The sequence below is a fragment of the Pseudomonas cavernae genome (assembly GCF_003595175.1).
Taxonomy (GTDB): Bacteria; Pseudomonadota; Gammaproteobacteria; order Pseudomonadales; family Pseudomonadaceae; genus Aquipseudomonas; species Aquipseudomonas cavernae.
This window is the reverse complement of record NZ_CP032419.1, coordinates 4,858,921-4,883,433: the sequence shown is the minus strand read 5'-3', so window position 1 is coordinate 4,883,433 and position 24,513 is coordinate 4,858,921. Positions and strand designations below refer to the sequence as shown.

The window sequence follows — 24,513 nt, the reverse complement described above, 5'->3', positions numbered from 1 at the left end:
AGCCCCAATCAAAGATGGCTGCCTTGTCGCAGGCGTTTGCCCCATGCTTGGCGGACGCAATCGCTGGCTCGTGCCTGCCGTTCGATTTGCCGGAGAAGGATTTCATCCATGGCGAAACAACCGATCCTGAGTCTTGGCCAGCGCTTGTTGCTGGCTTCGCAAGGTCTCGCGCCCCTGGCGGTAAAGGTGCCGGTGGTGTTGCAACTGGGGCCGCAGCGCGTCGCGCAGATGGCGCCACACATGCCGGCCGAGCAGTTACGCGAGCTGATCATCGCGCTGCCCATCGACTTTCTTGCCCAGGCCACCGTTCACCTCGATCCACGGCTGATCCTCGAGGCCTACCTCAGCCTGCCGGACAGCCTGCACCTCGAGGTCGCCCGCCAACTCTGTGACGACCGCCAGTTCGCCACCGCCGCACGCTACGCCGAATGCCTGTCGGCCAAGCAGCTCAAGGTGCTGATCTTCGGTCTCAACTCACCGGAAAATGTGCTGCAGATCGCCCGCCATATCCAGGACATGGACCTGATCGTGCAGGCGCTGCGGACGTTCTCCAGCGGTTACCTGTGCAAGCTCACCGAAGCGGCGCTCGCCGATGGCAACGGCGCGGTGGTTGTACGCGTCCTTGGCGGCTTGCCGTTGGCCCGCCAAGCGGATGTCTGCGCCAATCTGCACCCTAATGCCTTGCAGGGACTATTGCTGGAGCTGCTAGCCGCCGGCGATCAGGGGTTGCGAGAGTATTTGCCGGTGCGGTTGTTGCGGGTGATAGAGCAATCGACTGGGACTTTTGGAGATAACGATCTTGTAGAGCAGTTTTCTACATTTAAGTGAGGAAGCCCAACTGGTCCGGGAGCCGGGGCTATAACAAGGCGCGTGCCAGGAGTTTTTAGCCTTTATAAAACAAAGGCTTGGATTTAAAGCTTGGCTGCGTTGGCGGTGCTAGGCGGGAAAACTGCGCCACGCGCTGCGCAATGCTGGGCAGAAACCTGCGCAGCTGCCGTGCGGCCCAGTGCTGGCGCGGTATTGACGGGATGTTCCCGGCGCTTTGGGGCTGGCAGCTGGCAGCTTGTGGCGCAGTCAGTCGTGCCAGCTGCGGCCTTGCAGTTCCAGCAGGCTGTGAGCTTGTTCCGGGCCGCTGGAGCCGGCCGGGTAGGGCCGCGGGCTCTGGTAGTACTCTTGCCAGCCGAGCAGGATCGGGTCGACCCAGGCCCAGGCCGCTTCGACTTCGTCGCGGCGCATGAACAGCGTCGAGTCGCCTTCGATCACGTCCAGCAGCAGGCGCTCGTAGGCATCCCAGCGGCGTTTCTGCTGGAACGCCTGGGCCAGGTTGAGGTCCAGCTCCACCGGCTCCAGGCGCATGCCCTTGCCCGGCGCCTTGGCCATCAGCTGCAGGCTGATGCGCTCCTCGGGCTGCAGGCGGATCAGCAGGCGGTTGGCCTCGCCGCCGTTGAACAGGCGGTGCGGCACCGGCTTGAACTGGATGACGATTTCCGAACTCTTCTTCGCCAGGCGTTTGCCGGTGCGCAGGTAGAACGGTACGCCGGCCCAGCGCCAGTTGTCGATTTCCGCCTGCAGGGCGACGAAGGTCTCGGTATCGCTGTCGTTGTCGACATTTTTCTCGAAGTAGTACGCCGGCACTTCCTGCCCGCCGATCTTCCCGGCGATGTACTGGCCGCGCACGGTCTTGTCCTGCACGTCGAGGCCGTGCATGGGTTTCAGCGCCTGCAGCACCTTGAGCTTTTCGTCGCGCACGGCTTCGGCGTCGAAGCGCACCGGCGCCTCCATGGCCACCAGGCAGAGCAGCTGCAGCAGATGGTTCTGCACCATGTCGCGCATAGCCCCGGAGTGGTCGTAGTAGGCGCCGCGGTTTTCTACGCCGAGGGTTTCGCTGACGCTGATCTGCACGTGATCGATATGTCCGGCGCGCCAGATCGGCTCGAACAGGGCGTTGGCAAAGCGCAGTGCCATCAGGTTCTGCACGGTTTCCTTGCCCAGGTAGTGGTCGATGCGGAACACCCGCGATTCGTCGAATACCGCGCCGATCGCGGCATTGATCGCCTTGGCCGACTCCAGCGAGTGGCCGATGGGTTTTTCCAGCACGATGCGCGCCTGCGGCCCGGCCAGCCCGGCGATGGCCAGGTGGGCGGCGATGTCCTCGAACAGCTTGGGCGCGGTGGCCAGGTAATACACCTGCACCCGCTCGCGGCTGTCCAGGCGCTTGGCCAGGCGGCCGAAGTCGGCGCTCTGCGCGACGTCCATGGCGAAATAGTCGAGGCGCGCGGCGAAGCTCTGCCAGGTCGGGCCGTCGAAGTCGGCACGGGCCACTTGGGCACGGCAACGGCGTTCGGCCAGGGCCTGGTAGTCGGCGCGGCTGAGCGGTTGGCGGGCGAGGGCGAGGATGCGCGTCTGCGGATCGAGGCGGCCGTCGCGGTGCAGGTGGTAGAGGGCGGGCAGCAGTTTGTGCAGGGCCAGATCGCCGGTGCCGCCGAAGACCAGCATGTCGCAGGGGATGGTCAAAAAAGCTCTCCGGACGCGGTTTAGCTGAGCGCTGGACAAGTTCATGTAGTATAACTACAAACACACTACAATCCGGCGTGTGCCGATCATAACCGAGTCAGGGCCCAGTGGATGGTTATCTGGCCCGCTCGTCAGCCTTTGAGAGTCCCTTCGTGAATTTGCTGCAGCACATAGCCCAGTCGCGCCATCTATTACGCAAGTCGGAGCTCAAGGTGGCCGACCACGTGTTGCTCGACCCGGCCGCGGTGATGCACAGCTCGATGGCCGATCTGGCCCATAGCGTCGGCATCAGCGAGCCGACCATCGTGCGCTTCTGCCGCGCCATCGGCTGCAGCGGCTTCCAGGACCTCAAGCTGAAGCTGGCGCAGAGCCTGGCCGCCGGCGCCAGCTTCGGCCAGTTCGCGATCAACGAGAACGATTCGGTCGCCGACTTCAGCCTGAAGATCTTCGACACCACCCTGCACACCCTGATCGAAGTGCGCGAGAAGCTCGACCCGCAGGCGCTGCAACGCGCCATCGCCGCCTGCGCCCAGGCGCAGCGCGTGGAGTTCTACGGCTTCGGTGCCTCCGGCGCGGTGGCGGCGGATGCCCAGCACAAGTTCTTCCGCCTGCTGCTGACCGCGGCCGCGTACTCGGACCCGCATATGCAGGCGATGTCGGCGGTGACCCTCAAGCCCAGCGACGTGGCGATCTGCATCTCCCAGTCCGGGCGCTCCAAGGACCTGCTGATCACCGCCAATCTGGTGCGCGAGGCCGGCGCCACGCTGATCACCCTGTGCCCGAGCCAGACGCCGCTGGCCGATCTGGCCACGGTCAACCTGGCGATCGATGTGCAGGAAGACACCGAGATCTACACGCCGCTGACCTCGCGCATCGCCCATCTGGTGGTGATCGACGTGCTGGCCATGGGCGTGGCCATGGCGCGCGGACCGACCCTGGTCAACCACCTGAAGAGCGTCAAGCGCAGCCTGCGCAGCCTGCGGCTGTCGCCGAAGACGGTGAAGAGCGGGGAAGACTGAGGCCGCGGTCACCACAGTTTCATCGCTCTGCCGTCAAAACGTCATCCCGGCGGTCGATGCTGGTGCTCCCCACCCTTCATTATGGGAGACGCCAGATGGCTCGTTATCAGCAGGTTGCCGCCGAGCAGGCCACGCGCACGACGAAAACTCGCCAGCAGCAGGAAGACCTACGGCGCATGGCCTTTCGCCGGGCCGTCGAGGCCTACGCCGAACAGCGTCAGTTGCAGCAGGAACTGGCCGAATACCCGGAACTGATCGCCGCCGATTACCTTATCGCGGCACATGCGGCGTTCCGCCGAAACGCGCCGCCAGCGCGCTGATCTGCGCCCGTTCGCTGCGGATGAACGCCAGAAACGCCTGTCCCACCGGTGACAGGCGCTTGCCGCGAGCGTGCACCACGCACCAGCTGCGGTACAGCGGCAGCTCCTCCACCGGCAGCTCGCGGAGCAGGCCGCCCGCCAGTTCCAGGCTCAGCGCGTGGCGCGGCAGCAGGGCCAGGCCGAGGCCAGCCACCACGCATTCGCGCTGCGCATCCAGCGAGGCCACTTCCAGGGTTTGGGCGAAGTGCACGCGCTTCTGCTGGAAGTATTCCTCGCAGGCCTTGCGCGTGCCCGAGCCGGGCTCGCGCACCAGCAGCGGATAGGGTTCGAGGTCCTTGAGGGTCAGCTGCGCGGCGTGGCTCAGCGGATGCTCGGGCGGCGCCACGGCAACTATCGGGTTGTTGAGGAACGGCAGAAATTCCAGGGCCATGTCCTGCGGCACCAGCGACATGATCACCAGGTCGTCGCGGTTGTCGGCCAGGCGCTTGATCACCTGGGCGCGGTTGACCACCACCAGATGCAGGCTGACCTCCGGATGCTGGCGCTTGAAGGCGGCGAACAGGTGCGGGACGAAGTACTTGGCGCTGGACTCCACCGCCAGCTTGAGCTGGCCCTGCAGCGAGCCCTGCAAGTCGGAGAGCTGCATGTCGAGGCTCTCCAGGCGGCCGAAGATGTCGCCGCTGGCCTTGTGCAGCGCCTCGGCGGCTTCGGTCAGGTAGAGCTTCTTGCCGACGTATTCGAACAGCGGCTGGCCGACCAGCTCTTCCAGCTGACGGATCTGCAGGCTGACCGCCGGCTGGGTCAGCGCCATCTCCTCCGCCGCGCGGCTGTAGGAGCGGCTTTCGCATACTGCACGGAACACCTGCAGCTGGCGCAATGTCAGGCGCATCAAGGACTTACGCATGCGGGTCACCTGTTGCCGGGGCGTGTTCACTCAACTATAAGTCTTAGCTAATAGCTAACCCAACAATTATTGATTTTAGTTAATTGGCTCGGGGCGCTAGGGTTAGGGCGTGATCGGGCATTGCGCTGCGATCGAGTGTCGAGCGGTATGCACCGCTTGTCTGTTCATCAGGCTGAGGGAAACCTGCCGTGATCAAGAAAATCCTGATCGCCAACCGCGGTGAGATTGCCGTCCGCATCGTGCGCGCCTGCGCCGAGATGGGCATCCGCTCGGTGGCCATCTATTCCGAAGCGGACCGCCATGCCCTGCATGTGAAGCGCGCCGACGAAGCGCACAGCATCGGCGCCGAGCCGCTGGCCGGCTACCTGAACCCGCGCAAGCTGGTCAACCTGGCGGTGGAAACCGGCTGCGACGCCCTCCATCCCGGCTACGGCTTCCTCTCCGAGAACGCCGAGCTGGCGGATATCTGCGCCGAGCGCGGGATCAAATTTATCGGCCCTAGCGCCGAGGTGATCCGCCGCATGGGCGACAAGACCGAGGCGCGGCGCAGCATGATCGCCGCCGGCGTGCCGGTCACCCCGGGCACCGAAGGCAACGTCGCGGATATCGCCGAGGCGCTGCGCGAAGGCGAGCGCATCGGCTATCCGGTGATGCTCAAGGCCACCTCCGGCGGTGGCGGTCGCGGCATTCGTCGCTGCAACAGCGCCGAAGAGTTGGAACAGGCCTTCCCGCGGGTGATCTCCGAGGCCACCAAGGCCTTCGGCCGCGCCGAGGTGTTCCTCGAGAAGTGCATCGTCAACCCCAAACACATCGAAGCCCAGGTGCTCGCCGACAGTTTCGGCAACACCGTGCACCTGTTCGAGCGCGACTGCTCGATCCAGCGTCGCAACCAGAAGCTCATCGAGATTGCCCCCAGCCCGCAGCTGACCCCCGAGCAGCGCGCCTATATCGGTGACCTGTCGGTGCGCGCGGCCAAGGCGGTCGGTTACGAAAACGCCGGTACCGTGGAGTTCCTGCTCGCCGAGGGCGAGGTGTACTTCATGGAGATGAACACCCGGGTGCAGGTGGAACACACCATCACCGAGGAAATCACCGGCATCGACATCGTCCGCGAACAGATCCGCATCGCCAGCGGCCTGCCGCTGTCGGTCAAGCAGGAAGACATCCAGTATCGCGGCTTCGCCCTGCAGTTCCGCATCAACGCCGAGGACCCGAAGAACAACTTCCTGCCCTCGTTCGGCAAGATCACCCGTTACTACGCACCCGGCGGCCCCGGCGTGCGCACCGACACGGCGATCTACACCGGCTACACCATTCCGCCGTACTACGACTCGATGTGCCTGAAACTGATCGTCTGGGCACTGACCTGGGAAGAGGCGATGGACCGCGGCCTGCGCGCGCTCGACGACATGCGCGTGCAGGGGGTGAAGACCACCGCCGCCTACTACCAGGAAATCCTGCGTGACCCCGAGTTCCGCAGCGGCCAGTTCAACACCAGCTTCGTCGAGGCCCACCCGGAACTGACCAACTATTCGATCAAGCGCAAACCGGACGAGCTGGCCCTGGCCATCGCCGCCGCCATTGCTGCCCACGCCGGCCTGTGAGGAACGAACAATGAGCAAGACCTTTAACCCGAAAAAAATCACCGTCACCGATACCATCCTGCGCGACGCCCACCAGTCGCTGCTGGCCACCCGCATGCGCACCGAAGACATGCTGCCGATCTGTCCCAAGCTCGACCAGGTCGGCTACTGGTCGCTGGAAGTCTGGGGCGGCGCCACCTTCGACGCCTGCGTGCGCTTCCTCAAGGAAGACCCCTGGGAGCGCCTGCGCAAGCTCAAGGCGGCGCTGCCCAACACCCGCCTGCAGATGCTCCTGCGCGGCCAGAACCTGCTCGGCTACCGCCACTACAGCGACGACGTGGTGCGCGCCTTCGTCGCCAAGGCGGCGGTCAACGGCATCGACGTGTTCCGCATCTTCGACGCGATGAACGACGTGCGTAACCTGCGCGTCTCCATCGAGGCGGTGAAGGCCGCCGGCAAGCACGCCCAGGGCACCATCTGCTACACCACCAGCCCGGTGCACACCATCGACGCCTTCGTCGCCCAGGCCAAGCAGTTGGAAGCCATGGGCTGCGACTCGCTGGCGATCAAGGACATGGCCGGCCTGCTGACCCCGTTCGCCACCGGCGAGCTGGTCAAGGCGCTGAAGGCCGCGCAGTCACTGCCGGTGTTCATCCACTCCCACGATACCGCGGGGGTGGCCGCCATGTGTCAGATGAAAGCCATCGAGAACGGCGCCGACAATATCGACACGGCGATCTCCAGCATGGCCTGGGGCACCAGCCACCCGGGCACCGAGTCGATGGTCGCCGCGCTGCGCGGCACCGAATACGACACCGGTCTGGATCTGCCGCTGCTGCAGGAGATCGGCCTGTACTTCTACGCCGTGCGCAAGAAGTACCACCAGTTCGAGAGCGCCTTCACCGGCGTCGACACCCGCGTGCAGGTCAACCAGGTGCCGGGCGGGATGATCTCCAACCTCGCCAACCAGCTCAAAGAGCAGGGTGCGCTGAACCGCATGGACGAAGTGCTGGCGGAAATCCCCAAGGTGCGCGCCGACCTCGGCTTCCCGCCGCTGGTCACCCCGACCTCGCAGATCGTCGGCACCCAGGCGTTCTTCAACGTGCTCGCCGGCGAGCGCTACAAGACCATCACCAACGAGGTGAAGCTGTACCTGCAGGGCCGCTACGGCAAAGCGCCGGGCGAAGTCAGCGAGCAGCTGCGCCGTCAGGCGATCGGTAGCGAAGACGTGATCGACGTGCGCCCGGCCGACCTGATCAAGCCGGAGCTGGCCAAACTGCGTGGCGAAATCGGCGCGCTGGCCAAGTCCGAGGAAGACGTACTGACCTACGCCATGTTCCCGGACATCGGACGCAAGTTCCTTGAGGAGCGCGAAGCCGGCACCCTGAAACCGGAAGAGCTGCTGCCGATGCCGACCGGCAACGGTGTGGCTCCAGCCGGCGGCGAAGGCGTACCGACCGAGTTCGTCATCGACGTGCACGGCGAAACCTACCGCGTCGACATCACCGGTGTCGGCCTGAAAGGCGAAGGCAAGCGTCACTTCTACCTGTCGATCGACGGCATGCCGGAAGAAGTGGTGTTCGAGCCGCTCAACGAGTTCGTCGGCGGTGGCGGCAGCAAGCGCAAGCAGGCCAGCGCGCCGGGCGACGTCAGCACCACCATGCCGGGCAACATCGTCGACGTGCTGGTCAAGGAAGGCGACACGGTCAAGACCGGCCAGGCCGTGCTAATCACCGAGGCGATGAAGATGGAAACCGAAGTGCAGGCGCCGATCGCCGGTACCGTCAAGGCCGTGCACGTGGTCAAGGGCGACCGCGTCAACCCGGGCGAGGTGCTGATCGAAATCGTCGCCTGACCGGGTAAAGAGCAAGTCCCCCTGGGGAGCCGTGAGGCTCCCCTTTTTTATGCGCTGTTGCAGGGCGCGCCCAAGCAAAAGCCGGCCAGTGCGGCCGGCTTTGGGCGGAGTTCAGCTGCCCGACTTGATCTTGGTCCAGGCCCGGGTCCGCGCCCGTTCGGCCGTGCGCGGCAGGGGCTCGAGGATGTACAGGGTCTTCTGCTGTTCGGCGCTGGGCGACAGATTGGGGTTGTCGCGGATTGCGGGGGCGACCAGCGGCATGGCGTCCTTGTTGGGGTTGGGGTAGCCGAGGAAGTCGCTGATCGGTGCGATGACTTCGGGCTTGAGCAGGTTGTTGAGGAACTCGTGGGCCTCATCGATGTTCTTTGCGTCCCTGGGAATGGCGAAGGTGTCGAACCAGATCGGTGCGCCTTCCTTGGGCAGGCGCCAGTCGATCACTACGCCGCTGCCGGCTTCCTTGGCGCGGTTGGCGAATTGGTAGAAGCTGCCGGAGTAGCCGACCGCCACGCAGATATCGCCGTTGGCGATGTCGGTCATGTACTTGGCCGAGTGGAAGTAGGCGATGTAGGGGCGGATCTTCATCATCAGCTCGGAGGCCTTGTCATAATCCTTGGGCTCGGTGCTGTTGGGCGGCAGCCCCAGGTAGTGCAGGGCCAGCGGCAGGATCTCCGACGGCGAGTCGAGCAGGGCGACGCCGCACTGCTTGAGCTTGCTGATGTTCTCCTCCTTGAAGATCAGATCCCAGCTGTCCACCGGCGCGTTCTCGCCAAGCGCGGCCTTGACCTTGGCCGGGTTGAAGCCGATCAGCACGGTGCCGTACAGGTAGGGCACGCCGTACTGGTTGCCCGGGTCGTTGGTCGCCAGCAGCTTGAGCAGCTGCGGGTCGAGGTGCTGCCAGTTGGGCAGCTTGCTGTGGTCGAGCGTCTGGAAGGCGCCGGCCTCGATCTGCTTGGCCAGGAACATGTTCGACGGCACCACCAGGTCGTAGCCGGAGTTGCCGGTGAGCAGCTTGGCCTCCAGCGCCTCGTTGGTGTCGAAGATGTCCCAGGTCAGCTTGATGCCGGTCTGCTTGGCGAAATCCTTGGGTACCGACGGCAGGATGTAGTCGGCCCAGTTGTAGACCCTTAGTTCGCGCTGCTCGGCCTGCACCGCGCCGGCGAGCAGGGCGGCACCGCAGAGCGCGGCGCCGAACAAGTGCTTGATGCTGTTCATGTGGTTCTCCGCGAATAGGGAGGGACGCCTCAGGCGCCCTCGAAGCCTTCCAGTACGTTCACCGCGTTGATGCCGATTTCCGCCACCGCGTAACCGCCTTCCATGACGAACAGGGTCGGCTTGCCGAGACGAGCGATGCGCGCGCCCATGCGCAGGTAGTCCGGGCTGTCGAGCTTAAACTGCGAGATCGGGTCCTCCTTGAAGGTGTCGACGCCGAGCGACACCACCAATACGTCGGGGGCATAGGCGGCGATGCGCTGGCAGGCGCTGTCCAGTGCCGCGCCCCAGACATCCCAGGCGCTGCCGGCGGCCAGCGGCAGGTTGAGGTTGTAGCCGGCGCCGGCGCCGGCGCCGGTCTCGTCGGCATGGCCGAGGAAGAACGGGAACTCGAACTTAGGGTCGCCGTGGATCGAGGTGAACAGCACGTCGGCGCGGTCGTAGAAGATCGACTGGGTGCCGTTGCCGTGGTGGTAGTCGACATCGAGGATGGCCACCCGCGTGGCGCCCTGGTCGAGGCAGGCCTGGGCGGCGATGGCGGCATTGTTCAGGTAGCAGTAGCCGCCCATCAGGTCGGCGGCGGCGTGATGGCCCGGTGGCCGGCACAGGGCGAAGGCGCTGCGCGCGCCGCCGGCGATCAGCTGCTGACCACTCAGCGCCACCTGCGCGGAGCTGTAGACCGCCTGCCAGGTGCCGGCGGTGATCGGCGCGCCGGCGTCGAAGCTGTAGTAGCCGAGCTGCCCGTGCAGGGTGTCCGGGCAGACGCTGCGCAGGGTACGCGCCGGCCAGGTGTAGGGCAGCAGGTCGTTGCTGTGGCCCTGCGCGGCCCAGCGGCTCCAGGCACTTTCCAGGAAGGCCAAGTAGCCGGCGGCATGGATGCGCGCGATGGGCGCGCGGCCGAAGTCCTGCGGCGCGTGGACCTCGCCCAGGCGCTGGTCCTTGACCCGCTGCAGCACGTGGTCGGCGCGCGCGGGCATCTCGAAGCAGGGCTTCAGCTCGCCGTCGATCAGTTCGCAGCGGCCGTGGTGCAACCGGTGGTCGTCGCTGTAGATGGTCAGCATCTGGTTGTTCTCCGTTAGGTGCCTGTCGCTGAATTGTTGGCAGGCGGCGGCGGCAGAGGAAACGCGCGGAGTGGCCAAAAGGGGATAGATATGGCCATTTTATGCCGCCGTCGGAGGGCGGCTGCCGTGCCCACAGACCGCTGTCCGCTCAGGCGCGGAAGCGGCTCGGCGAGACGCCGCTCCAGCGCTGGAAGGCATGCCGGAAGCTGGCGGTTTCGCTGTAGCCCATGGCTTCGGCGATGCGCTGGATCGGCATGCGTTCCTGTGCCAACAGCTGCCGCGCGTGTTCAAAGCGTAGCTCGTCGAGCAACGCCTGGTAGCTGGTGCCGGCCTCGTGCAGGTGGCGGCGCAGGGTGCGCGGCGAGCAGCGCATCTGGCGCGCCAGTTGCTCCAGTCCCGGCGCGGCCAGCAGCTGTGCGGCGAGCAGCTGGCGGGTGCGGGTGATCCAAGCCTGGCGGCAGACGAACTGGCTGTTCAGCTGGCGGCAGCGCTCGCGCATGTCGCGGTGGGTCACCGGATCGGCCAGCGGCAGGCGCTGCTCGAGCCACTCGGCGGCGAAGCCGAAGGCGTTGTGCCGGGCCGCGAACTGCTGCGGGCAGGCGAAGCTGGCGGCGTATTCCGCCTGGTAATCCGGCGCCGCATGCTGGAAGCGCGCACCCTGCAGGGGCAGCGGCTGGCCGAGCAGGTCGTCGCAGATGCGCTTGAGCGAGGCCAGACAGTACTCGACGCTGAATATCTCCAGCGCGGCCAGGTCGCGGTAGCCCTCGGCCTGCAGCCAGACGCTGTCGCCCTCGCGCTGCAGGCTCAGCTCGAAGTAGGTGCCGAGCAGCGCCGGGTACTCCAGGGCCAGGCGCAGGGCGTCACCCAGGGTGGCGGCGGACAGCAGGGTGTAACCGAGCAACCCATAGGACGATACGTGCATGCGCCGGCCGAGCAGCAGGCCGAGGTCGTGGCACCGGGCCACGGCATGGGCGCAGACGTGCATTTCCTGGGCGGTGGTGATGCGCAGGTCGGCGCGCTGCAGGTCCTCGAGACGGATGCCGCTGCCGGCGAGCAGGCTCTGCGCGGGGATTTCGCCGTCGACGCAGAGGGTCTGCAGGATCAGCGCGACGCCGTTCAGGGTGGTCAGGTGTGAGTGCGGCATGGAAGCTATCGGCCGGGAAGACGGCAATATGCGAGGCAAGAAGTATGCCTCGCGCGCCTCAGCCGAGCAGCTGGCGGTACTGGATGAAGCCCGAGCGGCTGGCGATGCGCTCGTAGAGCTGACGGCCGCGCAGGTTGTCTTCCTGGGTCAGCCAGTGCACGCGGTTGGCGCCGGCGGCCTGGGCGGCGGCGTAGACGTGCTCGATCAGCGCGCGGCCGATGCCAGCGCCACGCAGCTCCTCGGCGACATACAGGTCCTGCAGGTAGCAGTAGTCGCTGACCGTCCAGCACGAGCGGTGGAAGATCCAGTGCACCAGGCCGATGGCCTCGCCGTCGCGCCAGGCCAGGGCGGCGTGCAGCGGTTCGTCCGCAGCGAGGAAGCGCTGCCAGGTGACGGCGCTGGTCGATTCTGGGATCTCGGTCTGATAGAAACGCTGGTAGCCCTGCCACAGCTGCAGCCAGACGGCGTGGTCGGCGGCGCTGATCGGGCGTATCTCCAGGGGCATGGCAAGCTCCTTTCTCTTATTGGCGGAGGGGGCTTCCATCCTGCGACCGTTGTGGCGGTCGCGGCAACCGCTGCATATCGATGAACCCCTCGCTGGTAGGAGCGAATTCATTCGCGATGACGATGGTCGGGTGCTGGCCCCGATCGCGGATAAATCCGCTCCTCTAGGGTCGGGACAGCACCTGTAGGGTGGATGTCGCTTTTTACATCCACCGGTGCGCGGTGGAAAACGCGGCGTGGGGTTTCCCCCCACGCAAAGCGTTTACTCGACCAGCTCGCCGCACAGGTCGCGGACGAACCAATGCTCCACCTCGGCCTGGCTGAGGCCGGCACCGAGCAGGCTGAACAATTTGCCCAGCGCCGCCTCGCGGGTCATGCCGCCGCCGCTGACCAGGCCGGTCTGCTGCAATAGGTTGCCGGCGGCGTACACGCCGAACTCGACATGCCCGTGCGGGCACTGGCTGATCGCGGCGAGCACCACGCCCCGGCCATGCGCGCTCTTGAGCGCGGCCAGCAGCGCCGCATTGTCCGCGGGTCCAGTGCCGCTGCCGTAGCATTCCAGCAGCAGGCCGCGCACGCCGCTGGCCAGCAACGCCTCGACCTGTGCGGCCTGCAGGCCGGGAAATAGCGGCAGCACGGCGAGGTTCACCGGCTGACGCGGCTGACGATAATCGAGGTGGCCGGGGAGGATCGCGACGGCTTCGCCCTGGCGCCGGCGCGGCAGCACGCTGAAGGCGTCGAAGGCATCGCTTTTCAGCTTGCTGACCCGCGCGCCGTGCAGCAGCGCGCCGTTGAAGAACAGCTGCACGCCGGCCGGCACGCCCTGCTGCAGGGCCTGCATGGCGCCGAACAGGTTGCTCCAGGCATCGCTGCCCGGGCTGCCGGCCGGCCGCATCGAGCCGGTCAACAGCACCGGCACCGTCAGGTCGAGCAACAGGAAGCTCAACGCCGCGGCGCTGTAGGCCAAGGTGTCGGTGCCGTGCAGGACCAGCACGGCGTCGCAGCCGTCGGCGTCCACCGCCTGGACTATGGCGTCGCGCATGCTCAGCCAGTTGGCCTGGGTCATATTGGCGCTGTCGAGCGGCGGCAGCAGCTCGCGAAAGATCCACGGCGGCAACTGGCGCCCACTCTCCAGCGCCTGTTGGCCGCGCAGCCGCGCCTCGAAGCCGGAGGCCGGGGCGAGGCCGGCGGCGCTCATCTGCATGCCGATGGTGCCGCCGGTGTAGAGCACCAGGAGTTTGTTCACTGCGGACATGACGGTCCTCGTCGGGGCGGTGGCTGAACAGGCTTTCAGTCTAGGGCGCGCGGACAAAAAAAGGGATGGCAGAGCCATCCCTATCAAGGTGAGGGGGCAGGAGCCCCTCTGGTGAGTTCGTCGGCTCAGCCCGGCAGCGGCGCCAGGCGCGGGGCGATCATGTTTTCCGGGCGCAGGATGTCGGCCAGCACGGCCTCGTCGAGCAGCTGCTCCGCGCGCACCAGTTCCAGCACGCCGCGGCCGCTGTCCAGCGCCAGCTTGGCGATGCGCGTGGCGTTCTCGTAGCCGATGTAGGGGTTGAGCGCGGTGACCAGGCCGATGGAGTTCTCCATCAGCTCACGGCAGCGCGCCTCGTTGGCACTGATGCCGTCGATGCACAGCTCGCGCAGCATATCCATGGCGCGCTGCAGCAGGCGGATCGAGTCGAAGATCTTGTAGGCGATCAGTGGCTCCATGACGTTCAGCTGCAGCTGCCCGCCCTCGGCGGCGAGGGTCAGCGCCAGGTCGTTGCCGATCACCTCGAAGGCCACCTGATTGACCGCCTCGGGGATCACCGGGTTGACCTTGCCCGGCATGATCGAGCTGCCCGGCTGGCGCGCTGGCAGGTTGATCTCGTTGATCCCGGTGCGCGGGCCGCTGGAGAGCAGGCGCAGGTCGTTGCAGATCTTCGACAGCTTGACCGCCAGGCGCTTGAGCATGCCGGAGAACAGCACGAAGGCACCCATGTCCGAGGTCGCTTCGATCAGGTCGGCAGCCGGCACGACCGGCTGGCCGCTGATGATCGCCAGGCGTTGCACCGCCAGTTGCTGGTATTGCGGGTCAGCGTTGATGCCGGTGCCGATCGCCGTGCCGCCGAGGTTGACCTCGGTGAGCAGGGTCGGGGCGAGCAGCTTGAGGTGCTGCAGGTCTTCGCCGAGGGTCACGGCGAAGGCGCGGAATTCCTGGCCGAGGGTCATCGGCACGGCGTCCTGCAGCTGGGTGCGGCCCATCTTCAGCACATGGCCGAACTCCAGGCCCTTGGCCGCCAGCGCGGTGATCAGCCGGTCGAGGCTGCCGAGCAGGGCGTCGTGGCCGAGCAGCAGGCCGACGCGGATCGCGGTCGGATAGGCGTCGTTGGTCGACTGCGCCATGTTCACGTCGTTGTTCGGGTGCAGCTGCTGGTAGTCGCCCTTCTCGAAGCCCATGGCCTCGAGCGCCACGTTGGCGATCACCTCGTTGGCGTTCATGTTGGTCGAGGTGCCGGCGCCGCCCTGGATCATGTCGACCACGAACTGCTCGTGGAACTCGCCCTGGATGATCCGCGCACAGGCGGTGCTGATCGCCGTGTGCTTGGCCGCCGGCAGGTGGCCGAGCTCGCGGTTGGCGTCGGCGGCGGCCTGCTTGACCATCGCCAGGGCGATCACCAGCTTCGGGTAGTGCGCCAGCGGCACCCCGGATAGACGGAAATTCTGCACAGCACGCAGGGTTTGGATGCCGTAATAGGCCTCGGCGGGGACTTCGAGCTTGCCGAGCAGGTCTTTTTCGACGCGGAATGATGCAGCAGAGGACATGATGAGAATCATCTCGAGGAAGCACGGCCAGCGCCGCGATGCCGTTAGACTAGGACTTGTAGCGCCGATCAGGCCAATGCTGTTAAGCGCTGGGCCATGCATAAACGGCATAATGCCGGCGTGACTTTCATTTGTTAATGTGCGTGCAGAATATTTAACAGATCGGCGGGCTTTATGAATCTGGAAACCAAATGGCTGGAGGACTTCGTCACCCTGGCCGCCACCCGCAGTTTTTCCCAGGCCGCCGAACGCCGCTTCGTCACCCAGCCGGCCTTCAGTCGGCGCATTCGCAGCCTGGAGGCCGCGTTGGGCCTGACGCTGGTCAACCGCGCGCGCACCCCGGTGGAGCTGACTGAGTCCGGCCAGTTGTTCCTGGTCACCGCGCGCAGCCTGATCGAGCAACTCGGCGAGGTGGTGCGCCATCTGCACCACCTGGAAGGTCAGCAGGGCGAGGTGCTGCAGTTCGCCGCCGCCCACTCGCTGGCGCTGGGTTTCTTCCCGCAGTGGATCGCCCGCCTGCGCGGCGAGGGCCTGAATATCGCCAGCCGGCTGGTGGCGACCAACGTTGGCGAGGCCGTGCACGCCCTGCGCGAGGGCGGCTGCGACCTGATTCTGGCGTTCTATGACCCCGACGCGGCGCTGCAGCTCGATCCGGAGATCTTCCCCTCGCTGCACCTGGGCGGCAGCGAGATGTTGCCAGTGTGTGCGGTGGATGACGCGGGCCGGCCGCTGTTCGACCTCGACAGCGGGCAGAGCGTGCCGCTCTTGGCCTACAGCGCCGGCGCCTTCCTCGGCCGCTCGGTCAACGCCCTGCTGCGCCAGCGCGCGCTGCGTTCGACCACGGTGTACGAGACGGCGATGGCCGACAGCCTGAAGAGCATGGCTCTGCAAGGACTCGGAGTGGCCTGGGTGCCGCGGCTGTCGATCGCCGCCGAACTGGCGCGCGGAGAGTTGGCGATCTGCGGCGGCAGTCATTGGCAGATTCCCCTGGAGATCCGCCTGTACCGCTGCGCCCTGCAGCGCAAGGCGGCGGTGCGCCTGCTCTGGCGCAAGCTGGAAGGCGGCCTGGGCGCCGCTCAATAGCCGGGCGCCGCTGCGCGAACTGCTGGCCGTGCAGAAAATGACCAGCAGTGCTCGCCAGCCGTGGCTTTGCGGTATACTGCGCGGCCCTTGGCCAGCCCCACGGCGGCCATAATTCATTCGCCAACAAGCCACGCCTGGTTACCCAGCGTGGCTTGTTAGTTTTTGTCGCGCCTGCGGGCGCCAATGAAGAAGAGGCACGACGATGAGCGCACTGGTTGGCGTGATCATGGGCTCCAAGTCCGATTGGTCCACCCTGAGCCACACCGCGGAGATGCTGGACAAGCTCGGCATCCCTTACGAAGTGAAGGTGGTGTCCGCGCACCGCACGCCGGATCTGCTGTTCCAGTACGCCGAGCAGGCGGAAACGCGCGGCATCCAGGTGATCATCGCCGGTGCCGGCGGCGCCGCCCATCTGCCGGGCATGTGCGCGGCCAAGACCCACCTGCCGGTGCTCGGCGTGCCGGTACAGTCGTCAATGCTCTCCGGCGTCGATTCGCTGCTATCTATAGTGCAGATGCCGGCCGGTATCCCGGTCGCCACCCTGGCCATCGGCAAGGCTGGTGCGGTCAACGCCGCGCTGCTGGCGGCGAGCATCCTCGGTCACCAGCATCCGCAATACCACGAAGCGCTGAAGCGTTTCCGCGAGGAACAAACCAATAGCGTGCTGGACAACCCGGACCCGCGCGAGGCCTGAGTCAGATGAAAATCGGTGTAATCGGTGGCGGCCAGCTCGGCCGCATGCTGGCCCTGGCGGGTACTCCGCTGGGCATGAACTTCGCGTTCCTCGACCCGGCGCCGGATGCCTGCGCCCAGGCCCTCGGCGAGCACATCCGCGCCGACTACGGCGACCAGGACCACCTGCGCCAGCTGGCTGACGAAGTCGATCTGGTGACCTTCGAGTTCGAGAGCGTGCCGGCCGAGACCGTGGCCTTCCTCTCGCAGTTCGTCCCGGTCTACCCGAGCGCCGAGTCGCTGCGTATCGCTCGCGACCGTTGGTTCGAGAAGTCGATGTTCAAGGCGCTGAGCATTCCGACGCCGGAATTCGCCGATATCCAGTCGCAGGCCGATCTGGATGCCGCGGCCGCCGCCATCGGCCTGCCGGCGGTACTCAAGACCCGCACCCTGGGCTACGACGGCAAGGGCCAGAAGGTCCTGCGCCAGCCTGCAGATGTCAGCGGTGCCTTCGCCGAGCTGGGCAGCGTGCCGTGCCTCCTCGAAGGCTTCGTGCCCTTCACCGGTGAGGTGTCGCTGGTCGCCGTGCGCGCCCGCGACGGCGAGACGCGTTTCTACCCGTTGGTGCACAACACCCACGACAACGGCATCCTGCGCCTGTCTATCGCCAGTACGGATCACCCGCTGCAGGCGCTGGCCGAGGACTATGTCGGTCGCGTGCTGAGCAAGCTGGATTATGTCGGCGTACTGGCTTTCGAGTTCTTCGAAGTCGATGGCGGCCTGAAGGCCAACGAGATCGCCCCGCGCGTGCACAACTCCGGGCACTGGACCATCGAAGGCGCCGAGTGCAGCCAGTTCGAGAACCACCTGCGGGCCGTCGCCGGTCTACCGCTGGGCTCCACCGCCAAGGTCGGCGAGAGCGCCATGCTCAACTTCATCGGCGCAGTGCCAACGGTGGATAAAGTCATCGCCATCGACGACTGCCACTTGCACCACTACGGCAAGGCCTTCAAGGTCGGCCGCAAGGTCGGTCACGCCACCCTGCGCAGCGCCGATCGCGCCAGCCTGGATCGCCAGATCGCCGCCGTCGAGGCGTTGATCAAGCAAGGCTGAAGTGCCAGCCCGACCGCGGTACGAGGTCGGGCGTTCTCCTGAGCTCAAAGGCATCATCCGCCTGATGGCGAGCCGGCAGAGCCGCAGCTAGGCTCTGTTGACCAATCAGTCATGCGGAGACAATGCCATGGGTATCATCGGTACCATCGTTATCGGTTTGATCGTCGGTCTGATCGCACGCTTCCTCAAGCCCGGCGATGACAGCATGGGCTGGATCATGACCATCCTGATAGGTGTAGGTGGCTCGCTGGCGGCCACCTACGGCGGTCAGGCGTTGGGCATCTATCAGGCCGGGCAAGCCGCGGGTTTTATCGGTGCGGTCATCGGCGCGGTCATCCTGTTGGTCATCTACGGCATGGTCACCAAGAAATAAGCAGCCGCGCGGCCTCTCTCGGCTGCAGTCGGAGAGGGGCGGCGGCTAGTATGTCCGGCTTCAATCCTTGCTTCTGAGCATCCTCATGCGCCGCCTGCCTTTTGTTCTCCTATTGTGCAGCACCCTGGCTTACGCCGAATTACCGGAAACCGACTGGCTCGAGCTGATGCCGCCAGCAGACCGCAAGGCCCTCGAAGCCATGCCGGACATCAGTCATCAGGGCGCCGAGGCCGGTGGCACGTTTACCAGTAAGGGTGGCCTAAAGCAGGAGAAGGGTCTGCCGGCGGTGATGTACTCGGCGAAAACCGTGGCGGCCATGAACGGCAAACAGATTCGCATTGGCGGTTATCCGGTGCCGCTGGAGTCCGACAGCAAGGGACGTAGCACCCAGTTCTTCCTGGTTCCATACCCTGGCGCCTGCATCCATGTGCCACCGCCGCCGCCCAATCAGTTGGTGCTAGTGCGCTACCCCAAGGGCATTCAGCTCGACGACATCTATATGCCTCTGTGGGTCACCGGCAAGCTGCAGGTCGAGAAGATCAGTAGAGACCTGGCCGATGCAGCTTATGTATTGGATGCAGCCAAGGTGAAGGTGGTGGAGGAAACTGATCTTTAGGCCCCATTCACGAGGGTTTAACCTAAAAGTCAGTAAATTGCGCAATAAGCTGTTGACGGGAGTTTTAGTGGGCCTATAATGCGCACCACTTCCGGCGCAGTCCTGATGTAAAAGATCTTGATAATCAATAGGTTAGAGAGATTTTCAGGGTGCTGGAGGTGGTTCGATCGGTGTGATCGACAGCGGTGCAAGAGGAGGTTGACAGCGGTTTGAAACGCTGTAGAATTCGCCTCCCGCTGACGAGATGCTGAAGGCTGATCGGAAGCGCAAGCGGTTGAAGTAGAAAAGAAATTTTCGAAATCGCTTGACGAAATGAGGGGCTGCTGTAGAATGCGCGCCTCGGTTGAGACGAAAGACTTAGCCAACTGTTCTTTAACAACTGAATCAAGCAATTCGTGTGGGTGCTTGTGAGGTAAGACTGATAGTCACCTGATTATCAGCATCACAAGTAACACTCGTGAATTCGAGAGTTTATTTGCGATTGCTGAGCCAAGTTTAGGGTTTTCACAAAACCCAAGCAGTATTGAACTGAAGAGTTTGATCATGGCTCAGATTGAACGCTGGCGGCAGGCCTAACACATGCAAGTCGAGCGGCAGCGGGTCCTTCGGGATGCCGGCGAGCGGCGGACGGGTGAGTAATGCCTAGGAATCTGCCTGTTAGTGGGGGATAACGTCCGGAAACGGACGCTAATACCGCATACGTCCTACGGGAGAAAGTGGGGGATCTTCGGACCTCACGCTAACAGATGAGCCTAGGTCGGATTAGCTAGTAGGTGAGGTAAAGGCTCACCTAGGCGACGATCCGTAACTGGTCTGAGAGGATGATCAGTCACACTGGAACTGAGACACGGTCCAGACTCCTACGGGAGGCAGCAGTGGGGAATATTGGACAATGGGCGAAAGCCTGATCCAGCCATGCCGCGTGTGTGAAGAAGGTCTTCGGATTGTAAAGCACTTTAAGTTGGGAGGAAGGGTACTTACCTAATACGTGAGTATTTTGACGTTACCGACAGAATAAGCACCGGCTAACTTCGTGCCAGCAGCCGCGGTAATACGAAGGGTGCAAGCGTTAATCGGAATTACTGGGCGTAAAGCGCGCGTAGGTGGTTTGGTAAGTTGGATGTGAAAGCCCCGGGCTCAACCTGGGAACTGCATCCAAAACTGCCTGACTAGAGTACGGTAGAGGGTGGTGGAATTTCCTGTGTAGCGGTGAAATGCGTAGATATAGGAAGGAACACCAGTGGCGAAGGCGACCACCTGGACTGATACTGACACTGAGGTGCGAAAGCGTGGGGAGCAAACAGGATTAGATACCCTGGTAGTCCACGCCGTAAACGATGTCGACTAGCCGTTGGGTTCCTTGAGAACTTAGTGGCGCAGCTAACGCATTAAGTCGACCGCCTGGGGAGTACGGCCGCAAGGTTAAAACTCAAATGAATTGACGGGGGCCCGCACAAGCGGTGGAGCATGTGGTTTAATTCGAAGCAACGCGAAGAACCTTACCTGGCCTTGACATCTACAGAACTTTCCAGAGATGGATTGGTGCCTTCGGGAACTGTAAGACAGGTGCTGCATGGCTGTCGTCAGCTCGTGTCGTGAGATGTTGGGTTAAGTCCCGTAACGAGCGCAACCCTTGTCCTTAGTTACCAGCACGTTATGGTGGGCACTCTAAGGAGACTGCCGGTGACAAACCGGAGGAAGGTGGGGATGACGTCAAGTCATCATGGCCCTTACGGCCAGGGCTACACACGTGCTACAATGGTCGGTACAGAGGGTTGCCAAGCCGCGAGGTGGAGCTAATCCCACAAAACCGATCGTAGTCCGGATCGCAGTCTGCAACTCGACTGCGTGAAGTCGGAATCGCTAGTAATCGTGAATCAGAATGTCACGGTGAATACGTTCCCGGGCCTTGTACACACCGCCCGTCACACCATGGGAGTGGGTTGCACCAGAAGTAGCTAGTCTAACCGCAAGGGGGACGGTTACCACGGTGTGATTCATGACTGGGGTGAAGTCGTAACAAGGTAGCCGTAGGGGAACCTGCGGCTGGATCACCTCCTTAATCGACGACATCAGCTTTCTCATAAGCTCCCACACGAATTGCTTGATTCACTTGCGAAAAGCGATTGGGTTTAGACCCGAGAGTGAGACGATTGGGTCTGTAGCTCAGTTGGTTAGAGCGCACCCCTGATAAGGGTGAGGTCGGCAGTTCGAATCTGCCCAGACCCACCAATTGTCAAGGGATGTGGCCGGTCATTAGATGGGGCCATAGCTCAGCTGGGAGAGCGCCTGCTTTGCACGCAGGAGGTCAGGAGTTCGATCCTCCTTGGCTCCACCATTATCACGCAATCGCTGAAAGCTCAGAATTGAATGCTTAAAGAGTGAGCCTTGAATTCTGGTCTTTGCGCCAGTAACTGTTCTTTAAAAATTTGGGTATGTGATAGAAGTAGACTGAATAATCTCTTTCACTGGTGATTATTCAAGTCAAGGTAAAATTTGCGAGTTCAAGCGCGAATTTTCGGCGAATGTCGTCTTCACGTTCGAGACAGTAACCAGATTGCTTGGGGTTATATGGTCAAGTGAAGAAGCGCATACGGTGGATGCCTTGGCAGTCAGAGGCGATGAAAGACGTGGTAGCCTGCGATAAGCTTCGGGGAGTCGGCAAACAGACTTTGATCCGGAGATCTCTGAATGGGGGAACCCAGCCATCATAAGATGGTTATCTTGTACTGAATCCATAGGTGCAAGAGGCGAACCAGGGGAACTGAAACATCTAAGTACCCTGAGGAAAAGAAATCAACCGAGATTCCCTTAGTAGTGGCGAGCGAACGGGGATTAGCCCTTAAGCTTCATTGATTCTAATAGAACGCTCTGGAAAGTGCGGCCATAGTGGGTGATAGCCCCGTATATGAAAGGATCTTTGAAGTGAAATCGAGTAGGACGGAGCACGAGAAACTTTGTCTGAATATGGGGGGACCATCCTCCAAGGCTAAATACTACTGACTGACCGATAGTGAACTAGTACCGTGAGGGAAAGGCGAAAAGAACCCCGGAGAGGGGAGTGAAATAGATCCTGAAACCGTATGCGTACAAGCAGTGGGAGCCTACTTTGTTAGGTGACTGCGTACCTTTTGTATAATGGGTCAGCGACTTATATTCAGTGGCGAGCTTAACCGAATAGGGGAGGCGTAGCGAAAGCGAGTCTTAATAGGGCGTTTAGTCGCTGGGTATAGACCCGAAACCGGGCGATCTATCCATGGGCAGGTTGAAGGTTAGGTAACACTGACTGGAGGACCGAACCGACTACCGTTGAAAAGTTAGCGGATGACCTGTGGATCGGAGTGAAAGGCTAATCAAGCTCGGAGATAGCTGGTTCTCCTCGAAAGCTATTTAGGTAGCGCCTCGTGTATCACTGCTGGGGGTAGAGCACTGTTTCGGCTAGGGGGTCATCCCGACTTACCAAACCGATGCAAACTCCGAATACCAGCAAGTGTCAGCACGGGAGACACACGGCGGGTGCTAACGTCCGTCGTGAAAAGGGAAACAACCCAGACCGTCAGCTAAGGTCCCAAAGTTATGGTTAAGTGGGAAACGATGTGGGAAGGCTTAGACAGCTAGGAGGTTGGCTTAGAAGCAGCCACCCTTTAAAGAAAGCGTAATAGCTCACTAGTCGAGTCGGCCTGCGCGGAAGATGTAACGGGGCTCAAACCATACACCGAAGCTACGGGTTCGTCGTAAGACGAGCGGTAGAGGAGCGTTCTGTAAGCCTGTGAAGGTGAGTTGAGAAGCTTGCTGGAGGTATCAGAAGTGCGAATGCTGACATGAGTAACGACAATGGGTGTGAAAAACACCCACGCCGAAAGACCAAGGGTTCCTGCGCAACGTTAATCGACGCAGGGTTAGTCGGTCCCTAAGGCGAGGCTGAAAAGCGTAGTCGATGGGAAACAGGTTAATATTCCTGTACTTCTAGTTACTGCGATGGAGGGACGGAGAAGGCTAGGCCAGCTTGGCGTTGGTTGTCCAAGTTTAAGGTTGTAGGCTGAGGTCTTAGGTAAATCCGGGATCTTAAGGCTGAGAACTGATGACGAGTGCTCTTTTAGAGCGCGAAGTGGTTGATGCCATGCTTCCAAGAAAAGCTTCTAAGCTTCAGGTAACTAGGAACCGTACCCCAAACCGACACAGGTGGTTGGGTAGAGAATACCAAGGCGCTTGAGAGAACTCGGGTGAAGGAACTAGGCAAAATGGCACCGTAACTTCGGGAGAAGGTGCGCCGGTGAGGGTGAACGATTTACTCGGTAAGCCCATGCCGGTCGAAGATACCAGGCCGCTGCGACTGTTTATTAAAAACACAGCACTCTGCAAACACGAAAGTGGACGTATAGGGTGTGACGCCTGCCCGGTGCCGGAAGGTTAATTGATGGGGTTAGCGCAAGCGAAGCTCTTGATCGAAGCCCCGGTAAACGGCGGCCGTAACTATAACGGTCCTAAGGTAGCGAAATTCCTTGTCGGGTAAGTTCCGACCTGCACGAATGGCGTAACGATGGCGGCGCTGTCTCCACCCGAGACTCAGTGAAATTGAAATCGCTGTGAAGATGCAGTGTATCCGCGGCTAGACGGAAAGACCCCGTGAACCTTTACTGTAGCTTTGCACTGGACTTTGAGCCTGCTTGTGTAGGATAGGTGGGAGGCTTTGAAGCGTGGACGCCAGTTCGCGTGGAGCCATCCTTGAAATACCACCCTGGCATGCTTGAGGTTCTAACTCTGGTCCGTCATCCGGATCGAGGACAGTGTATGGTGGGCAGTTTGACTGGGGCGGTCTCCTCCTAAAGAGTAACGGAGGAGTACGAAGGTGCGCTCAGACCGGTCGGAAATCGGTCGTAGAGTATAAAGGCAAAAGCGCGCTTGACTGCGAGACAGACACGTCGAGCAGGTACGAAAGTAGGTCTTAGTGATCCGGTGGTTCTGTATGGAAGGGCCATCGCTCAACGGATAAAAGGTACTCCGGGGATAACAGGCTGATACCGCCCAAGAGTTCATATCGACGGCGGTGTTTGGCACCTCGATGTCGGCTCATCACATCCTGGGGCTGAAGCCGGTCCCAAGGGTATGGCTGTTCGCCATTTAAAGTGGTACGCGAGCTGGGTTTAGAACGTCGTGAGACAGTTCGGTCCCTATCTGCCGTGGACGTTTGAGATTTGAGAGGGGCTGACCTTAGTACGAGAGGACCGGGTTGGACGAACCTCTGGTGTTCCGGTTGTCACGCCAGTGGCATTGCCGGGTAGCTATGTTCGGAAAAGATAACCGCTGAAAGCATCTAAGCGGGAAACTTGCCTCGAGATGAGATCTCACTGGAGCCTTGAGCTCCCTGAAGGGCCGTCGAAGACTACGACGTTGATAGGTTGGGTGTGTAAGCGCTGTGAGGCGTTGAGCTAACCAATACTAATTGCCCGTGAGGCTTGACCATATAACACCCAAACAATCTGACGATTGTGGTGTTGGACGGTGAAGTCGACAAATACCGAAAGTTCGACAGAACTCGCTTAATACCCGCCGCAAGGCACTGTCACATACCCATTCGGGATGGCGTCTCACCACGACATCCCAACCCAATTGCTTGACGACCATAGAGAGTTGGAACCACCTGATCCCATCCCGAACTCAGTAGTGAAACGACTCATCGCCGATGGTAGTGTGGGGTCTCCCCATGTGAGAGTAGGTCATCGTCAAGCTCCTATCCC

The 24,513-nt window shown here is 62.5% G+C and carries 18 protein-coding genes, 2 tRNA genes and 3 rRNA genes; 15 read left to right on the top strand and 8 right to left on the bottom strand.

What is annotated here, in order from left to right; translation table 11 throughout:
* The first annotated feature begins 108 nt into the window (after positions 1-108).
* Entirely contained in the window at positions 109-828 is a 720-nt protein-coding gene (locus D3880_RS22260) for a hypothetical protein (protein WP_119895576.1), read from the top strand.
* 246 nt (positions 829-1,074) lie between these two features.
* On the opposite strand, the gene zwf is transcribed toward D3880_RS22260, so the two are convergent.
* A complete protein-coding gene (gene zwf, locus D3880_RS22255) occupies positions 1,075-2,559 on the bottom strand; it encodes a glucose-6-phosphate dehydrogenase (RefSeq protein ID WP_162935031.1) in 1,485 nt (494 codons plus the stop codon).
* Between the two features lie 107 nt (positions 2,560-2,666).
* Between zwf and hexR the strand changes: the two genes are divergently transcribed.
* Together hexR and D3880_RS22245 are read left to right on the top strand one after the other, a co-directional pair.
* Complete coding sequence (gene hexR, locus D3880_RS22250; protein ID WP_119895574.1) at positions 2,667-3,533, top strand: transcriptional regulator HexR; 867 nt, start codon at positions 2,667-2,669, stop codon at positions 3,531-3,533.
* 95 nt (positions 3,534-3,628) lie between these two features.
* On the top strand, positions 3,629-3,853 hold the full coding sequence (locus D3880_RS22245; RefSeq protein WP_119895573.1) for a PA3496 family putative envelope integrity protein: 225 nt from the start codon (positions 3,629-3,631) through the stop codon (positions 3,851-3,853).
* Here the strand turns inward: D3880_RS22245 and D3880_RS22240 are convergent.
* Positions 3,804-4,742 carry a LysR family transcriptional regulator gene (locus D3880_RS22240; RefSeq protein WP_162935061.1) on the bottom strand — a complete coding sequence of 313 codons (939 nt, stop codon included), beginning with the start codon at positions 4,740-4,742 and terminating at the stop codon, positions 3,804-3,806. The genes D3880_RS22245 and D3880_RS22240 overlap by 50 nt on opposite strands.
* Positions 4,743-4,945: 203 nt before the next feature.
* On the opposite strand from D3880_RS22240, the gene D3880_RS22235 reads away from it, so the two are divergent.
* Both D3880_RS22235 and oadA read left to right on the top strand, forming a co-directional pair.
* Positions 4,946-6,361: an acetyl-CoA carboxylase biotin carboxylase subunit gene (locus D3880_RS22235; protein ID WP_119895571.1), complete on the top strand. Its 1,416-nt coding sequence runs from the start codon at positions 4,946-4,948 to the stop codon at positions 6,359-6,361.
* 10 nt (positions 6,362-6,371) lie between these two features.
* Positions 6,372-8,195 carry a sodium-extruding oxaloacetate decarboxylase subunit alpha gene (gene oadA, locus D3880_RS22230; RefSeq protein WP_119895570.1) on the top strand — a complete coding sequence of 608 codons (1,824 nt, stop codon included), beginning with the start codon at positions 6,372-6,374 and terminating at the stop codon, positions 8,193-8,195.
* 111 nt (positions 8,196-8,306) lie between these two features.
* Here the strand turns inward: oadA and D3880_RS22225 are convergent, their stop codons facing one another.
* From D3880_RS22225 to D3880_RS22200, 6 genes are all read right to left on the bottom strand, one after another.
* A complete protein-coding gene (locus D3880_RS22225) occupies positions 8,307-9,407 on the bottom strand; it encodes a polyamine ABC transporter substrate-binding protein (protein WP_119895569.1) in 1,101 nt (366 codons plus the stop codon).
* A 29-nt stretch (positions 9,408-9,436) separates the two neighbouring features.
* Entirely contained in the window at positions 9,437-10,465 is a 1,029-nt protein-coding gene (locus D3880_RS22220; RefSeq protein ID WP_119895568.1) for a histone deacetylase family protein, read from the bottom strand.
* A 148-nt stretch (positions 10,466-10,613) separates the two neighbouring features.
* On the bottom strand, positions 10,614-11,609 hold the full coding sequence (locus D3880_RS22215; RefSeq protein ID WP_119895567.1) for an AraC family transcriptional regulator: 996 nt from the start codon (positions 11,607-11,609) through the stop codon (positions 10,614-10,616).
* 58 nt (positions 11,610-11,667) lie between these two features.
* On the bottom strand, positions 11,668-12,114 hold the full coding sequence (locus D3880_RS22210) for a GNAT family N-acetyltransferase (RefSeq protein ID WP_119895566.1): 447 nt from the start codon (positions 12,112-12,114) through the stop codon (positions 11,668-11,670).
* A 261-nt stretch (positions 12,115-12,375) separates the two neighbouring features.
* On the bottom strand, positions 12,376-13,368 hold the full coding sequence (locus D3880_RS22205) for an asparaginase (RefSeq protein WP_119895565.1): 993 nt from the start codon (positions 13,366-13,368) through the stop codon (positions 12,376-12,378).
* A gap of 125 nt (positions 13,369-13,493) precedes the next feature.
* On the bottom strand, positions 13,494-14,918 hold the full coding sequence (locus D3880_RS22200) for an aspartate ammonia-lyase (RefSeq protein WP_119895564.1): 1,425 nt from the start codon (positions 14,916-14,918) through the stop codon (positions 13,494-13,496).
* Between the two features lie 174 nt (positions 14,919-15,092).
* Here D3880_RS22200 and D3880_RS22195 point away from each other — a divergent pair, with 174 nt between their 5' ends.
* The 10 genes from D3880_RS22195 to rrf all read left to right on the top strand — a co-directional run bounded on the left by D3880_RS22195 (position 15,093) and on the right by rrf (position 24,504).
* Entirely contained in the window at positions 15,093-16,001 is a 909-nt protein-coding gene (locus D3880_RS22195; RefSeq protein ID WP_119895563.1) for a LysR substrate-binding domain-containing protein, read from the top strand.
* A 202-nt stretch (positions 16,002-16,203) separates the two neighbouring features.
* Positions 16,204-16,695, top strand: coding sequence for a 5-(carboxyamino)imidazole ribonucleotide mutase (gene purE / locus D3880_RS22190; RefSeq protein WP_119895562.1), 492 nt, complete (start codon positions 16,204-16,206; stop codon positions 16,693-16,695).
* 5 nt (positions 16,696-16,700) lie between these two features.
* Complete coding sequence (locus D3880_RS22185) at positions 16,701-17,786, top strand: 5-(carboxyamino)imidazole ribonucleotide synthase (RefSeq protein WP_119895561.1); 1,086 nt, start codon at positions 16,701-16,703, stop codon at positions 17,784-17,786.
* 127 nt (positions 17,787-17,913) lie between these two features.
* Entirely contained in the window at positions 17,914-18,159 is a 246-nt protein-coding gene (locus tag D3880_RS22180; protein ID WP_119895560.1) for a GlsB/YeaQ/YmgE family stress response membrane protein, read from the top strand.
* An 85-nt stretch (positions 18,160-18,244) separates the two neighbouring features.
* On the top strand, positions 18,245-18,775 hold the full coding sequence (locus D3880_RS22175) for a DUF3299 domain-containing protein (RefSeq protein WP_119895559.1): 531 nt from the start codon (positions 18,245-18,247) through the stop codon (positions 18,773-18,775).
* A 525-nt stretch (positions 18,776-19,300) separates the two neighbouring features.
* Positions 19,301-20,837, top strand: a 16S ribosomal RNA gene (locus tag D3880_RS22165).
* 93 nt (positions 20,838-20,930) lie between these two features.
* A tRNA-Ile gene (locus tag D3880_RS22160) sits at positions 20,931-21,007 on the top strand.
* A gap of 30 nt (positions 21,008-21,037) precedes the next feature.
* Positions 21,038-21,113 (top strand) — tRNA-Ala (locus tag D3880_RS22155).
* A 235-nt stretch (positions 21,114-21,348) separates the two neighbouring features.
* Positions 21,349-24,239, top strand: a 23S ribosomal RNA gene (locus tag D3880_RS22150).
* 149 nt (positions 24,240-24,388) lie between these two features.
* Positions 24,389-24,504 (top strand): 5S ribosomal RNA (rrf, locus tag D3880_RS22145).
* Together the 16S, 23S and 5S rRNA genes with 2 tRNA genes alongside form the textbook arrangement of a ribosomal RNA operon.
* The last annotated feature ends 9 nt before the right edge of the window (positions 24,505-24,513 follow it).

What these genes read in the sequence shown, in the direction of transcription:
- D3880_RS22200 (WP_119895564.1), bottom strand. Translation starts at nt 14,918, where the DNA reads ATGTCCTCTGCTGCATCATTCCGCGTCGAAAAAGACCTGCTCGGCAAG.
- D3880_RS22220 (WP_119895568.1), bottom strand. Translation starts at nt 10,465, where the DNA reads ATGCTGACCATCTACAGCGACGACCACCGGTTGCACCACGGCCGCTGC.
- D3880_RS22215 (WP_119895567.1), bottom strand. Translation starts at nt 11,609, where the DNA reads ATGCCGCACTCACACCTGACCACCCTGAACGGCGTCGCGCTGATCCTG.
- D3880_RS22195 (WP_119895563.1), top strand. Translation starts at nt 15,093, where the DNA reads ATGAATCTGGAAACCAAATGGCTGGAGGACTTCGTCACCCTGGCCGCC.
- D3880_RS22185 (WP_119895561.1), top strand. Translation starts at nt 16,701, where the DNA reads ATGAAAATCGGTGTAATCGGTGGCGGCCAGCTCGGCCGCATGCTGGCC.
- D3880_RS22205 (WP_119895565.1), bottom strand. Translation starts at nt 13,368, where the DNA reads ATGTCCGCAGTGAACAAACTCCTGGTGCTCTACACCGGCGGCACCATC.
- D3880_RS22245 (WP_119895573.1), top strand. Translation starts at nt 3,629, where the DNA reads ATGGCTCGTTATCAGCAGGTTGCCGCCGAGCAGGCCACGCGCACGACG.
- D3880_RS22260 (WP_119895576.1), top strand. Translation starts at nt 109, where the DNA reads ATGGCGAAACAACCGATCCTGAGTCTTGGCCAGCGCTTGTTGCTGGCT.
- D3880_RS22210 (WP_119895566.1), bottom strand. Translation starts at nt 12,114, where the DNA reads ATGCCCCTGGAGATACGCCCGATCAGCGCCGCCGACCACGCCGTCTGG.
- D3880_RS22240 (WP_162935061.1), bottom strand. Translation starts at nt 4,742, where the DNA reads ATGCGCCTGACATTGCGCCAGCTGCAGGTGTTCCGTGCAGTATGCGAA.
- purE (WP_119895562.1), top strand. Translation starts at nt 16,204, where the DNA reads ATGAGCGCACTGGTTGGCGTGATCATGGGCTCCAAGTCCGATTGGTCC.
- oadA (WP_119895570.1), top strand. Translation starts at nt 6,372, where the DNA reads ATGAGCAAGACCTTTAACCCGAAAAAAATCACCGTCACCGATACCATC.
- zwf (WP_162935031.1), bottom strand. Translation starts at nt 2,559, where the DNA reads ATGAACTTGTCCAGCGCTCAGCTAAACCGCGTCCGGAGAGCTTTTTTG.
- D3880_RS22180 (WP_119895560.1), top strand. Translation starts at nt 17,914, where the DNA reads ATGGGTATCATCGGTACCATCGTTATCGGTTTGATCGTCGGTCTGATC.
- D3880_RS22225 (WP_119895569.1), bottom strand. Translation starts at nt 9,407, where the DNA reads ATGAACAGCATCAAGCACTTGTTCGGCGCCGCGCTCTGCGGTGCCGCC.
- D3880_RS22175 (WP_119895559.1), top strand. Translation starts at nt 18,245, where the DNA reads ATGCGCCGCCTGCCTTTTGTTCTCCTATTGTGCAGCACCCTGGCTTAC.